The sequence below is a fragment of the Streptomyces candidus genome (assembly GCF_014207445.1).
In the GTDB taxonomy this organism is placed as follows: domain Bacteria; phylum Actinomycetota; class Actinomycetes; order Streptomycetales; family Streptomycetaceae; genus Streptomyces; species Streptomyces candidus.
In genome coordinates, this window is the sequence record NZ_JACHEM010000008.1 from 192,708 (window position 1) to 204,999 (window position 12,292).

Below are 12,292 nucleotides of genomic sequence, written 5' to 3' on the forward strand. Positions count from 1 at the left end.
TCCCGCGGGCGATTGAGTCGTACAGGTGTCGTCGGGCGATGTTCGGGTCCTGCTGTCTGGCGGTCCTGAGGTCGGGGCGGGCAAGGGACGAGGGGGTCGGCCGGTCGGGGGAGAACCCGGGGAATCGGAGGGAGACGGGGGCGAAATCCGCTGCCCTGGGGCGGAATCCGCGCGAGAAAGTGTGCCGATCATAGAGGCTGCCGCGACGGCCGATCCAGCTTCGTCACCGCGGAACCCCGCTCCGGCGCCGGTCCCGCACGCCCCCGCTCCTCCCGAGCGATCGTTTCTGCACGGGTGTGCCTTGACCTGTCTTCCCCCTGACCGCTTGTGACTTTCTGTGACCTTACGGAGTGTCGCCCCGGGTACCCGAGTGGCGCACTGGAACAGGGCATATCTATGTAAAACAGAACAATGTGGGTGAGGTGTTCCGAATTCCGCGCCCGGAGGACCGGGAGGACCCGGAGGTCGAAGTGCAGGGTCAGTTGACGCCCGGAGGAATGGCGGCGGAGAACGGCGTGCCCGAGTCCGGCGCGCTCGGCGCCACCGACCGCTCGCTGCTGCGACTGCGCAGCACGGCCGCCCTGCTCACCGCGCTGACCGCGCTCGCCGCGGCCGGCCTCGTGGCGGGTCCGGCCGTCGCCGACGAGTCCCCGGCCGGCCGGTGCGCCCTGCCCCGTACGGCCGCCCACCACTCACTGGGCCTCGACACCTGGAACGGGCACTACCCCCGCCCGCTGAAGACCCTGAACGCCGTCATGGTCTTCCTCTCCTTCCCGGACGCCGAGCCGCTCACCACGCCCCGGGAGCTGACCGCCGACTACTTCCCCGCCACCTCCGACTTCTTCCACCGCGCGAGCTACGGGAAGTTCCGCCTCAGGCCGCACCCCGTGCCCGAGTGGATCGAAATGCCGGCCGACTCCACCTCGTACGCCATACAGCGCGACTGGAGCGCCGAGCGGCGCGGCGCCTATCTGCGCGACGCGGTGGCCGCCGCCGACCGCCGGGTGGACTTCTCCCGGTACGACATCGTCTACCTGGTCGCGGACCCGGACGCGCCCGGCGTCGACTCCGACGCCACCAAGGTCGTCAACTTCGACACCCCGCTGCGCGCCGACAACACCGACATCCGACGCATCGTCACCGTCTTCGAGAAGCACCCGCCGGACCGCAACGTTCTCGCCCACGAGACCGGGCACGTCTTCGACCTGCCCGACCTCTACCGCCGGCCCACCGACGGCAAGGGGGACTGGGACACCCACGTCGGCGACTGGGACGTCATGGGCAGCCAGTTCGGGCTGGCCCCCGAGCCCTTCGGCTGGCACAAGTGGAAGCTGGGCTGGCTGGAGCGCGACCAGGTCGCCTGCGTGCCCTGGGGCGCCACCACCCGCCTCACCCTGGGCCCCCTCGCCGCCCCGCCCCCGCGCGACGGCCGGCGCGGCGGCACCCGCCTCGCCGTCGTCCGCACCGGGGAGCACACGGCCCTCGCCATCGAGGCGCGCGGCGATCACGGCAACGACCGCGACGCCTGCGTGCGGGGCGTCCTCATCTACCGGGTGCAGGCAGGGTCGGCCTCCGGCGGCGGACCCATCGAAGTCGTCGACACCCACCCGCGCACCGGGGCCTGCGCGGACCGCTCCGTCTACCCGCCCCTCGCGGACGCCCCGCTCGGCGTCGGCGAGACGTTCACGGTGGCGGACGAGAAGACCCGGGTACGGGTCGCCGACCGGACCCGCTCGGGCGGCTGGACCGTCGAGATCACCACGGGCTGAGGGGGCCCACGGGCGGGCCCGCACGCACGCGGAGACGCCGACGGAGCGCCCGCGGGAAAGACACCCCCGCGGGGGAAGGGCACCGGGGCGGCGCCGCACGAAAAGGCCCCCGAGCCGAAGCTCGGGGGCCTTTTCCGTCTGTGCGCCGCCAGGGACTCGAACCCCGGACCCGCTGATTAAGAGTCAGCTGCTCTAACCAACTGAGCTAGCGGCGCCTGCTGACGTCGTAGACATTAGCACCCTGATCGGCGGGAGGAAAAATCGATAACCGGGACGCCCGCACGCACGCCCAGAACAGCACCTCGGGCCCCGGCAGCCAGGGATGCCGCACGTCGGGCGCCACCACCCAGCGCGGTCCCTCCCCGGTCCCGGGGACGAGCGCGGGCACCGTCACCGCGTCGCCCGTGCCGTGGCACAGCAGCGGCGGCACCTGCCCGGCGCGGGCGTCCCACGCCAGCAGGGCGGGCAGCCGCTGGGCGGTACCGGGGGCGGCGAACAGCAGCGTCCGGCCGCGCTGACCGGCCACCGGACCCGACCCCGGCCCCTGCGCCCACAGCGCGTCGAGCATCCGGCGGCCGAAGACGGCGGGCACGTTGACCACGTCGAAGGCCGACCCGCAGGGGAGCACGGCGGGTGCGCCGGGACGCGACTCCCACGCGGAGAGAGTGCTGCGGGGGTGCGTGGACGCGGAGACGAGCCAGGCCGCGCCCGCGGGGGTGACGCGGTCGAGCGAGTGGGTGTGGTGGGGGGCGGGCGCGTGAGTGGTCATACCCCAGGTGTACGGGGGGTAAGGGTTCCGTTTCTGTGTGTTGCCGGAAACGCGGACAGATCGGGTGGCTGGGGAGTATCGTGCGGCCCTCGCATATGCCAGCAGCGAACCCGGGGTGCACGGGCCGTACGCACGGCCGGCCCCGGCACCCTCCCCGCGCGCTACTTCGGGGGCTGGCTGCGCAGCAGGTCCCGCCCGAAGTCGACCATCTTCTTCGCGTAGTCCTCGGTCCACGCCGCCCGCTCCGCGATGTCCGCAGCCGTCAGCCGGTCGAACCGCTTCGGATCCGCGAGCTGGGCCGCCGCGAGGGCCTGGAACTCCACCGCCCGGTCCGTCGCCGCCCGGAAGGCCAGCGTCAGATCGGTGGCCCGGGACAGCAGCTCCCGCGGGTCCTCGATCTTCTCCAGGTCGAAGAAGTGCTCGTCGTCGGCGGCCGCCTCGGCGGGCTCGAAAAGCAGCGGTGCGGGGCGCAGCCGCCGCTCGGGCCGCTCGGTCTCCGCCATGTGTTTCCTCCCTTTCACGGCCCCCGGGGGACAGGCGGCCACCCTCCATTGTCCGGGTGCGCGCAAGTGGGCATCCGGGCCTGCCCGGCGCCCGCGCCCACCCGGCGCGCCCCGTGGTCACCGTCCCGGTACCCACCGCACCCGGTGTTCCGCCAGGTGTGCCAGCACCGAGTGATTGGCCTCCCACCCGTCCGGGAACTTCACCGTCACGCCCAGCTGCACCGGTTCCGTCGAGGGGTGTTCGTCGAGGAGGCCGGTGACGCCTTCCCGGCAGATGACGATGCACGCGTGCCGGTGGCGGGAGGCCAGGACGCAGAGGCGGCCGGTCTCCAGGTGGAAGGCGGTCGCGTCGGGGCGGCCGGAGAGCGGGTGCAGGACGACCGTGACGTCGAACTCGCGGCCCTGGAGCCGGTTCGCGGTGTCCACCGCGACGCCCGTCACCCCCAGCGCGGCCAGCGCCGCCCGGACCGCCGCCGCCTGGTCGCGGTGCGCGGTGCCCACCGCGACGCGGTCGGCGGTCAGCGGCGTGGGGTCGGGGGAACGCTCGCTGAGCGCGGCGCCTCCCCGGTCGAGCAGGCGCCGGACGACCTGGGCGAGCGCTCCTACCGCCTCCGGATCGGTACGGGGGGTGTGCCGGGCGGGCAGTTCGAGCAGTCCCCAGCCGCTCTCCGCGGCCTCGTCGATGACGCGGTCGGGGGCCGAACCGGAGGAGGGGACGCCGAAGGACAGCCGCCGGTCCTCCGGGCCCGTACCGCTGCGGAAGGGCGTGTACGGGTAGAACGCGTCGGAGACCAGCGGCGCCGCCGACGCCGGGAGCCGCCACGACACGGGCAGCCGGTGCTGGGGCAGCTGCGGGTTGTGGGCCAGGAGCGTGGAGACGGCACTCGCGGAAGGGTCGTACGACAGTCCCGCCCACTGGTCCGCGCCGACGATCGAGAACGGGTCGAGCTGGCCGGGGTCGCCCACGAAGAGCGCCTGCTCGAAGAGGCTCGCCACGGCCAGCAGCGAGTCCGAGCGCATCTGGTACGCCTCGTCGACGATCGCGTGCCGCCACGGTTCGACGCCCTTGACGTGCGCCCACTTCGCGGCGGTGGACAGGACGACGTCGATCCCCGCCAGGTCGGCGGCCTTCGCGGACTTCCTGACCTGCGGGAGGTCGTCCAGGGCCTTGTCGTACGGATCGGACTCGGAGCTGTGCAGGCGGCCGACGGGCAGGTCCGGCTGCTTCTCCGCGAGCCGTAGGACGAGGTCGTCCACCTGGGCGTTGGTCTGCGCGACGACCATCAACGGACGTCCTGCGGAAGCGAGTTCGAGCGCGGCCCGTACGACGAGGGTGGACTTGCCCGCGCCGGGCGGTGAGTCGACGACGACTCCGCGGTGCGTGCCGTGCAGGGTGTCGTGCAGGATCCCGGCGGTGGCGCGGGCGGCTTCGGCGCCGGGATCGAACCCCGGGCGGTCGGCGGGCGGACGGGTCACGTGCGGTCCTCGGGGGAGTACGGGTGCGGGCGGGGCGGCGGCGGGGGCACGGTGGACGGACGGGACACGAGTGGTCGCCGGGGGCGTACGGGCACGGCGGCGCGACGCGAGGACGGGGTCTCCCGCAGTGCTGGGCGCGGTACCGGTGCGGGGGTGCGGCGTCCGGTCACAGGAGGTCGTCGGGGGTGATCGGGTCCGGGCGTTCGTGTGCGTCGTCGCCGTCCACGGCCGGGGGGCCGCCGTGGGTCCACGGGGTGTCCTCGGGGTCGGGGAGTTTTGCCCCGCCGCGCTGTTCGTGGGGGAAGAGGGTCCAGCAGATGCGGTCGCCCACCTCGGGGACGGTGCCGGGCGCGGGATCCTTGGCGCGGCCCATCGCGTTGAGCAGGCGCAGCGTGAGCACGCCCGCCGCCTCCCACCGCACGAACTCGGCGCTCTGCGACCCGCCGTCCAGCGAGCGGTACACCTTGACCTGCTCGTCGCCCCCGCCGAGCTGCGGCAGATCGGCGGTGCGCACGGTCACCAGGGGGCGGGGGGTTGGTCGCTTGGTCTCCGTCCAGGCCGGCTCGACACCGGTCACCTCGCTCGTGAACGCCTCGCCGGTCAGCCTGCGGGCCGCCATCACCAGCGGGTCGTCCAGCGCTTCCTGGGCTTCGAGCCGGGCCTGCTCCGTCTCCCGGGAGGCGAGCTTCTGGGCGGCGCCGACCGCGCTGTCGCGGCGCGGCTGCGGAGGCTCGCCCGCCCGTACGCGGTCCCGGTGGCCGGTGTACGACCAGCGGTCCCGGGTCCAGCGCTCGGCGGCCCGCGGCCCCTCGGGCAGGGCGCGCACCAGGTCCAGGGCGCGCCAGGTGGCGTGCCAGGCGGGCAGGAGCTGGGCGGACAGCAGGTCGCGGACGTGCCGCTCGGCGGCGGCGAGTTCCCCGAGCCGGGCGTCGGCGCTCCCGCCGTCCTCGGCGCCGGCGAAATTCTTGCGGGCCAGGTCGTACGCGTCGATGGCCGGGGCGAGGAGCGCGTTGTCGAAGGCGGGATCGGTGGCCGGGCCCGCGGGCGGGCACAGCAGCTGGCCCCGCGCGTCCCGTCCGGTCTCGGCGCGCCGCGCGGCCTCGGCCCCGCTCTCGCCCTCCGGCGGATCGATCCAGGCGAGCAGGGCGCCCAGGTGCAGGTCTTCGAGGCTGCTCTGACCGGTCGCCCAGTGCCGGGAGAGAAGGTCGGTGGCGCACAGGAGGAGGGCGGCGCCGGGAGTGCGGACGCGTTCGCCGTAGTGGGTGAGCCAGCGGCCGAGCAGCGGAATGTGCGGCGGCGCCGGGTACGGGGCGTCGGGGTCCTGCTCGGCCGTGCGGCGGAAGCGCATGGAGCGGCCGAGCAGGCGTACGTAGTCGATGCCGGAACGGCTGGGGACGATCAACTGGGGTGCGTCGCGGCACAGTTCGACCTCGACCTTGACGCGCTTGCCGGTCTCCGGGTCGGTCTCGTTGCGTTCCGCGGGCTCGGTGTCGTCGGCGTACGAGTCCAGGTGGGGCAGGACGGTCTCGGCGAGGTCGGCGAGGAAGGCGAACCGGAGGTCGCGGTCGCGGGGCTGGGGGACGACCAGGAGGCGGGGAGCCTCGCGGTCCGTCCCGACGAGCGCGCCCAGCGGCGCGCCGGCCTCACCGGCGGTGGTGAGCGGCACGAGCACCAGCGGGCGGTCGGAGAGGTGGCGGTGGCGAGTGGTGGCGAGGGGCTGGGCATGTCCGGACCGGGTGGCTTCCAGCCGGGCGAGGGTGTTGATGAGCGACATGGGGGTCCGGGTGCCTTTCGGGCGGGGCGTGCACGGAGAGGGTGTACGGGCCGGTGGCCGCCTTCCTACCCGCCGCCCCGCGCGGCCAGCGCCTCGGCCCGCAGCGCCGCAGCCCTCCGCAGTGCCGCGACCGCAGGGTCGGCGGGGTCGCCCGCCCGCCCGTGCGCCGCGTCGAGCACCTCCGCGACCGTGCTCAGGCCGCCCAGTTCGCCCCGGACACTGCGGCCGAGCGCCTCGACGGCGCCCGCCTCGCGCGCCCTCCCCCGGCAGTGGAAGGCCAGTTCACAGGCGGCCAGGCACTCCGGCGCGTACGCCGCGCCGACCGCCTCGACCGACGCCAGCAGCTCCTCGGTGCTGCCCGACGGGTCGAACGACGTCCCCCCGGGCAGCGCGGCGGCCAGTTCCTCCACCCGCCGCATCCGCGCCAACTGCCTGCGCGTAACCGACAGTTGCTTGCGCACGTCCACCACCGAACCCGTCGGCAGGTTCGAGAAGTCCTTCGGGCACACCAGCAGCACATGGTGGCCGACCTCCGCGCCCGGTACCCGCGCCGCGACCCGCTCCAGCGCCAGCACGTACACCGCCGCCTGCCGGGCCGCCGCCCCCACCTTCGCGGGGTCGGCCGAACCGTCCAGCATCGGGAAGGACTTGATCTCGACGACCGTCCAGTGCCCGTCCGGGTGCACCACCACCGCGTCGGGCTCCAGGTAGGCGGGAGTGCCCGCCACCTCCAGGGCCAGCATCGGGTGGTCCAGCAGCGTCCACGCCTTCGCCGTCGTCGCCTCGCGCAGCGCCAGGGCCGTGCGCGCCGTGCGCCCCTCGGGTCCGGCCGCCGACACATCCGGGGTCAGCGCCGCCTCCGGGTCCGCTACGCCCAGCAGGCGCAGCAGCTCCGTACCCCCGTCGGACTTCACCCGGGCCTCGAAGGCGTTGCCGCGCATGAACGCGAACTGGGACTGGCCGTACGGGGCGGGGGAGCCGAGCGCCGCCGCCAGCGCCGCCTTGTCCACGCCCGCCCCGTCCAGCAGGGTCCGCCGCTCGCACCCCGGGTTGGCCGCCAGCGCCGCCAGCGCGCGGGCGTCCAGCGGGTGCGGCGGGCGCGTCGGGCCGCGCAGCTCGGCGAGCCGCTGCCGGACCGGAACACCGGCGTCGGCACGTGCGGTCGGGGGCGTGGGGTCGGGTCCGCTGCCCAGGGATGCGTTCACCCTCGGAAGTCTCGCATCCGCCACTGACAACACCCCCGTCACCGCTCTTTCGGCCGGTGGGTGATGATGGAAAGCGGTCCGGTCCCATTCCGGGCCCAACGCCCCATATGCACATCACAGCCCAGCTCCCAGGGAGAGAACGCCATGGCACCCCGCATCCTGCTGGCGCGGCACGGTCAGACGGAGTGGTCGCTGTCCGGCAGGCACACCGGCCGGACGGACATCCCGCTGCTCGACGAGGGCCGGCACGGCGCGAAGGTGCTCGGCGAGCGACTGCACCGCGCCCCGTGGAACGGCCTGCCCGGCGTCGAGGTCCGCTCCAGCCCGCTGCGCCGCGCCCGCGAGACCTGCGACCTGGCCGGTTTCGGCGACCGCGCCCGGAACTGGGACGCCCTCATGGAGTGGGACTACGGCGCGTACGAGGGGCTGAAGCCGGACGAGATCCACGCGCAGGAGCCCGGCTGGATGGTCTGGCGCAACGGAGCCCGCGACGGCGAGACCCTCGCGGACGTCACCGCCCGCGTCGACGAGGTCGTCGAGTGGGTCCGCTCCGAGGACCGCGACGTGCTCGTCTTCGCGCACGGCCACATCCTGCGTTCGCTGGGCGCCCGCTGGCTGGGCCTGGACATCGGCTTCGGCGCCCACCTCCGGCTCGACCCGACCTCGCTGTCGGTCCTGGGCTGGGCGTACGGCGAGCCCGCCGTCGAGCGCTGGAACGACACCGGCCACCTGGACGCCCGGCCGTAACGGCGCTCAGCGCCGCCGCACCGTGTTCGCGTGCCGCGCCAGGAACGCGCCGACCTCCGGTGAGCGCCGGTGCGGCAGCAGGGTGCGGATCGTCCCGGCGAGCATCGTGTGGATCCGCGACGACTGGACCTGTTCGAGCAGGTCCAGTACCCGCTGGCCGGCCGCCGCCGCCTCGTCCGGCACGCCGGAGCGGGCCAGGTCGTCCGCCAGTTCGGCGTGGTAGAGCGCCAGGTTGCGGGCGAAGTGCGGGTCCTGGAGGGAGGCGGCGCGGTGCGCGTACCGGACGGCCCGCCGCCAGTCCCCCAGCGCCGACCAGCACTGCGCCTCCAGCCCGGCGATCTCGGCGGGCCCGAAGAAGGACATCCACTCCGGGTCGTCGTCGCACGCCCCGCACTGGAACAGGGACTTGGCCCGAACGAGCGCCTCGCTGCAGCCCGTGCGGTCGCCCAGCGCCGCCCAGCCGCCCGCCTCCCGCAGGGTCAGCAGCGACATCAGCCGCATGGACCCCAGCCCCCGGGCCGCCCGCTGCCCCGCCTGCGCCGCACGCAGCGCCTCGCGCGGCCGGCCCGCGTCCCTGGCCAGGAACGCCGTGTTGCAGAAGGCGTGCGCCTCCAGCCCCGCGTCTGCGGAGACCCGGGCGGTGGCCAGCGCCTCCGCGTAGTGCGAGCGGGCCTCCTCGTAGTGGCCCGAGTCGTGTGCCAGCCAGCCCACCGACAGGGCGAGTTCGCCGGCCCCCGAGTGCAGCCGGTCGGACACCGCGCGGCGCACCGTCCCGGCGTCGAGCAGGGCGTACGCGGCCTGGAGCGGCTTGTCGGCGTGCCGGTGCAGGGCGTCGGCGCCGTACCGGTCGTCGAGCAGCCGGATCCGCCGTACGGCTTCCTCGACCGCGGCGGCCTCGCTCGCCCCGACGCGCCCGACGGGGGCGCCGCCGGGCAGGACGGGCGTGCTCGCCCAGGCGGCGCCCAGCGGGCCGAGCGCCCCCAGGGTGCCGAGAGTGGCAGCGGTCGCCATGGTGGCGGAGCCGCTCGTCATGAACGCGCGACGCAGCACGTCGCTCTCCTCGTCGCTGTGGGACATGGTTCGATCGGGCGCACCGCACGCGGCGGGAGCGGGCGTACCGAGGTGCGGTGCGGGCGCGTCGGCACCGGTGCGCGCCGACCGTCCCCGTACCGCCTCGCGGGTGGCGAACCCCAGGTCCGGCAGGGACCGGCCGGGGAACATGTGCAGGAACACCCGTTCGTAGGCGTAGTTGGGGCAGCGGATCTCGCCCGCCTCCACCCGTCCGATGTACCGGGCGTCGCAGGCGACCTGCTCACCGATCTCGCGCGCCGCCCTGCGCACCGCCGCCGCGAACTCCCCCGGTGAGCGGTGCCCCCGCAACGCCCGGAAGGCGAGGTTCGGGCCGGACGGCCGGAATGCAGCTGATGACGACGCCATGGCCGAGCCCTCTCTGGCGGGTGGTGCTGTCGTGCCCGTGGTTCCCGCCGGGACGGATGTTCTCACCCCGGACGGGCACGAAACGTACCGGCTGTAACGGGGCCGACACGCGGAGTTTGCCTACAAAACGGAAATCCCACCCGCGATCCGCCATGAACTGCCATCCTTTGCGGCGGTGTGCAGCCGTAGCCGATGACGGCGTCCGCGCGTTGACAGGGAACGGAGGGGGTGCGGCCCTCTCCCGAGCGAGGAGCGTTCCCTTGTTGGAGGCCGGCATGGAGACCGTGGAAGCTGTTCCCGGGACCGCAGTGACCTGCGCAGCCCACGAGTCCGCAGCACGCACGACGCCCGTCCCCCCGTCGGCCCCGGCCGCGTGTCCCGTCCGCGCCGCCTCGCACACGACGGCCCAGCACCGGCCGACCCCCGAGTGCAGCCCGGCCCCCCGGTTCAGGTCCGCCCACGAGCCCGCCGCCGCTCCCGCCGCGTCGGCGCCCGTCTCCGCCGCGCACGCCGACCCGGCGCACGCCCTCCCCTGGGGCCCGGTCGCCGGGGGGTCCGCCGAACCGCTCGACCTCGTCACCGTCCCCGCCCGCCAGGGCCTGGAGGCGGTGGACATCCTGCGCCGGGCGGCCGCCGGAGCCGCCGGGTCCGGGACGCCGGGAGCGCCCCCGGCCGGCGTCGGCCCGGTCCTGCACGACGGCCCGTGCGACACCCTGGGCTTCCTGGTTCCGCCCGGCACCGCCGACTGCTGGGACCTGCCGGGCAGCGCCTGTACGCAGACGCTGGGGCGCGGAACGAGTTTCGCGGCCGACGCCCCGGACCTGCCCGAGTACGACCCGGTCACCACCCTGCCCTCCCGGGAGACCGCGGCCCGCGTCGTGCCGCAACCGCCCGTCACCGGCACCGGCTGGCTGCTGCCGCCCACCGACACCGGCCCGGTCACCGACCCGGCGATACTGCGCCGGGCCCTCGATCAGGCGGCCCGCCTGATCGAAGCGGCGGACCGCTGCCGCTGAACCGGCCCCCCGCCCGGCTCCCCGTCGCGCCGGCCCCGGCCCCGCTGGGCCGGCCCGGCCGCACGGCCCGATACTGGCCAGGTGGCGAAGAAATCCCGGACGGCGACCTCAGAGACAGCGGCCAGAAGCACCAGCGGCCGGCGGCGCGAGCGAAGCGCGGCCCCCGAGGCCGTCGTGGAGAAGGTCGACGGCGGGCTCGCCGAGCTGATTCCCGACCGGGACCGCCCGCGCGGCTGGACCCTCCTCCTCGACGGCGCACCCCAGTCGCACGTCGACCTGGACGACCCCGCACACCTCGACTTCGCGTACCAGCGCAGGCTCGGCCACATCGTCGACCTGATCGCCCCGCCCAAGCAGCCGCTCCAGGTGCTGCACCTGGGCGGCGGCGCGTTCACGATGGCTCGGTACGTCGCCGCCACCCGCCCCCGCTCCACCCAGCAGGTCGTCGAGATCGACGTCGCGCTCGCCCAACTGGTGCGCCGGGAGCTTCCGCTGGACCCCGGCGCGCGGATACGGGTGCGCGGCGTGGACGCCCGTGAAGGGCTCGCGAAACTGCCCGGGGAGTGGGCCGACCTGGTGATCGCCGACGTGTTCAGCGGTGCCAGGACCCCGGCCCACCTCACCAGCGCCGAGTTCCTCGCCGACGTACGGCGGGTGCTGAAGCCGGCCGGGCACTACGCGGCCAACCTGGCCGACGGGCCGCCGCTCGCGCACCTGCGGGGGCAGATCGCCACGGCCGCCGCCGTCTTCCCGCACCTCGCGCTCGCCGCCGATCCGGCCGTACTGCGCGGCAAGCGCTTCGGGAACGCCGTCCTGCTCGGATCGCGGGCGGCCCTGCCGGTCGCCGAGTGGACCCGGCGGGTGGCGACCGACCCGCACCCGGGCCGGGTCGAGCACGGGCGCGACCTGGCGGACTTCACCGGGGGCGCGGCGGCGGTGACGGACGCGCACGCGCAGCCCTCGCCGGTTCCCCCGGCCGCCGTGTTCAAGTGAGTCCCGGCGCGGCGGAGCCGGGCCCGGCCGTCCGGCTCAGGTCTTGACGGTCTCGACCAGCGGCGGGTGGTTGTGCCAGGTGCAGAAGACCGTCAGCTTCTTGGCCGCGCCGCCCGAGAACTCGACGCGGATCCACGACGGGTCCTTCCACACCTGCATCGCCCAGCCGGAGGCGGGCGTCGCCGACACCAGCTTCGCCGAGTCCTTCCCCAGCGAGAGGACGACTCGGCCCGCGTCCGTGTTGACCACCTTGAGCTCGCCGGGCGGCTGCGGGGGCCGGGCCGGGGTACGGGAGACGGCGGAGGCCGAGGGCCTGCCGGGGCTGCTCGTGCCGCGTTCCGGTTCCCGTTCCGGCGTGGGGGCGCGGGCGGGCGTCGGGGCCTGCGGGGGACGGTGGGTCGAGGAGGACATCGGGCGGGCCGACGGGGCGGGGCCGGCGCTCGCGCCGCTCACGTGCGGGATCGGCAGGGCGCGCGGCGGGTCGTACACCGTCCCGGACATCACCGTGTGCACGCCCCACCACGAGAGGGTGACGGCCGCGCCGGTGGCCAGCAGCCACGCCCCGGCATGTATGAGTCCTCGTCGCATTCATGTCATCCTGCC

10 protein-coding genes, 1 tRNA gene and 1 pseudogene are annotated in these 12,292 nt (G+C 75.0%); 4 read left to right on the plus strand and 8 right to left on the minus strand.

Translation table 11 applies throughout. From position 1 onward, the window contains the following. The first annotated feature begins 422 nt into the window (after positions 1-422). Positions 423-1,769 carry a M6 family metalloprotease domain-containing protein gene (locus HNQ79_RS17120; RefSeq protein ID WP_373312396.1) on the plus strand — a complete coding sequence of 449 codons (1,347 nt, stop codon included), beginning with the start codon at positions 423-425 and terminating at the stop codon, positions 1,767-1,769. A gap of 141 nt (positions 1,770-1,910) precedes the next feature. Here HNQ79_RS17120 and HNQ79_RS17125 read toward each other — a convergent pair. From HNQ79_RS17125 to HNQ79_RS17150, 6 genes are all read right to left on the minus strand, one after another. After that, positions 1,911-1,984 (minus strand) — tRNA-Lys (locus HNQ79_RS17125). Further along, positions 1,975-2,538, minus strand: coding sequence for a bifunctional DNA primase/polymerase (locus tag HNQ79_RS17130; protein ID WP_185031910.1), 564 nt, complete (start codon positions 2,536-2,538; stop codon positions 1,975-1,977). The genes HNQ79_RS17125 and HNQ79_RS17130 overlap by 10 nt, the downstream gene beginning before the upstream one ends. 161 nt (positions 2,539-2,699) lie before the next feature. Further along, positions 2,700-3,041 (minus strand): DUF8844 domain-containing protein, encoded by a 342-nt coding sequence (locus HNQ79_RS17135; protein ID WP_185031911.1) that lies wholly within the window; start codon positions 3,039-3,041, stop codon positions 2,700-2,702. A gap of 117 nt (positions 3,042-3,158) precedes the next feature. Continuing rightward, positions 3,159-4,517 carry an AAA family ATPase gene (locus HNQ79_RS17140; RefSeq protein ID WP_185031912.1) on the minus strand — a complete coding sequence of 453 codons (1,359 nt, stop codon included), beginning with the start codon at positions 4,515-4,517 and terminating at the stop codon, positions 3,159-3,161. Between the two features lie 166 nt (positions 4,518-4,683). After that, positions 4,684-6,291 (minus strand): hypothetical protein, encoded by a 1,608-nt coding sequence (locus HNQ79_RS17145; protein WP_185031913.1) that lies wholly within the window; start codon positions 6,289-6,291, stop codon positions 4,684-4,686. Between the two features lie 65 nt (positions 6,292-6,356). Then, positions 6,357-7,496, minus strand: coding sequence for a hypothetical protein (locus HNQ79_RS17150; protein ID WP_373312397.1), 1,140 nt, complete (start codon positions 7,494-7,496; stop codon positions 6,357-6,359). A 144-nt stretch (positions 7,497-7,640) separates the two neighbouring features. On the opposite strand from HNQ79_RS17150, the gene HNQ79_RS17155 reads away from it, so the two are divergent. Continuing rightward, positions 7,641-8,243: a histidine phosphatase family protein gene (locus HNQ79_RS17155; protein ID WP_185031914.1), complete on the plus strand. Its 603-nt coding sequence runs from the start codon at positions 7,641-7,643 to the stop codon at positions 8,241-8,243. A 6-nt stretch (positions 8,244-8,249) separates the two neighbouring features. On the opposite strand, the gene HNQ79_RS17160 is transcribed toward HNQ79_RS17155, so the two are convergent. Then, the gene (locus HNQ79_RS17160) at positions 8,250-9,680 is read right to left on the minus strand and encodes an NsdA family TPR-like regulatory protein (RefSeq protein ID WP_185031915.1); all 1,431 of its coding nucleotides are present in this window, start codon (positions 9,678-9,680) and stop codon (positions 8,250-8,252) included. 560 nt (positions 9,681-10,240) lie between these two features. Here HNQ79_RS17160 and HNQ79_RS34960 point away from each other — a divergent pair. After that, a pseudogene (locus HNQ79_RS34960) lies at positions 10,241-10,696 on the plus strand (hypothetical protein); the annotation flags it as partial. A 174-nt stretch (positions 10,697-10,870) separates the two neighbouring features. Then, entirely contained in the window at positions 10,871-11,689 is an 819-nt protein-coding gene (locus HNQ79_RS17170) for a spermidine synthase (RefSeq protein WP_229923173.1), read from the plus strand. A 36-nt stretch (positions 11,690-11,725) separates the two neighbouring features. On the opposite strand, the gene HNQ79_RS17175 is transcribed toward HNQ79_RS17170, so the two are convergent. After that, positions 11,726-12,277: a hypothetical protein gene (locus tag HNQ79_RS17175; RefSeq protein ID WP_185031917.1), complete on the minus strand. Its 552-nt coding sequence runs from the start codon at positions 12,275-12,277 to the stop codon at positions 11,726-11,728. Positions 12,278-12,292: the final 15 nt, after the last annotated feature.

Coding starts and splice junctions, on each gene's coding strand:
- HNQ79_RS17130 (WP_185031910.1), bottom strand. CDS start 2,538: ATGACCACTCACGCGCCCGCCCCCCACCACACCCACTCGCTCGACCGC.
- HNQ79_RS17135 (WP_185031911.1), bottom strand. CDS start 3,041: ATGGCGGAGACCGAGCGGCCCGAGCGGCGGCTGCGCCCCGCACCGCTG.
- HNQ79_RS17145 (WP_185031913.1), bottom strand. CDS start 6,291: ATGTCGCTCATCAACACCCTCGCCCGGCTGGAAGCCACCCGGTCCGGA.
- HNQ79_RS17155 (WP_185031914.1), top strand. CDS start 7,641: ATGGCACCCCGCATCCTGCTGGCGCGGCACGGTCAGACGGAGTGGTCG.
- HNQ79_RS17160 (WP_185031915.1), bottom strand. CDS start 9,680: ATGGCGTCGTCATCAGCTGCATTCCGGCCGTCCGGCCCGAACCTCGCC.
- HNQ79_RS17175 (WP_185031917.1), bottom strand. CDS start 12,277: ATGCGACGAGGACTCATACATGCCGGGGCGTGGCTGCTGGCCACCGGC.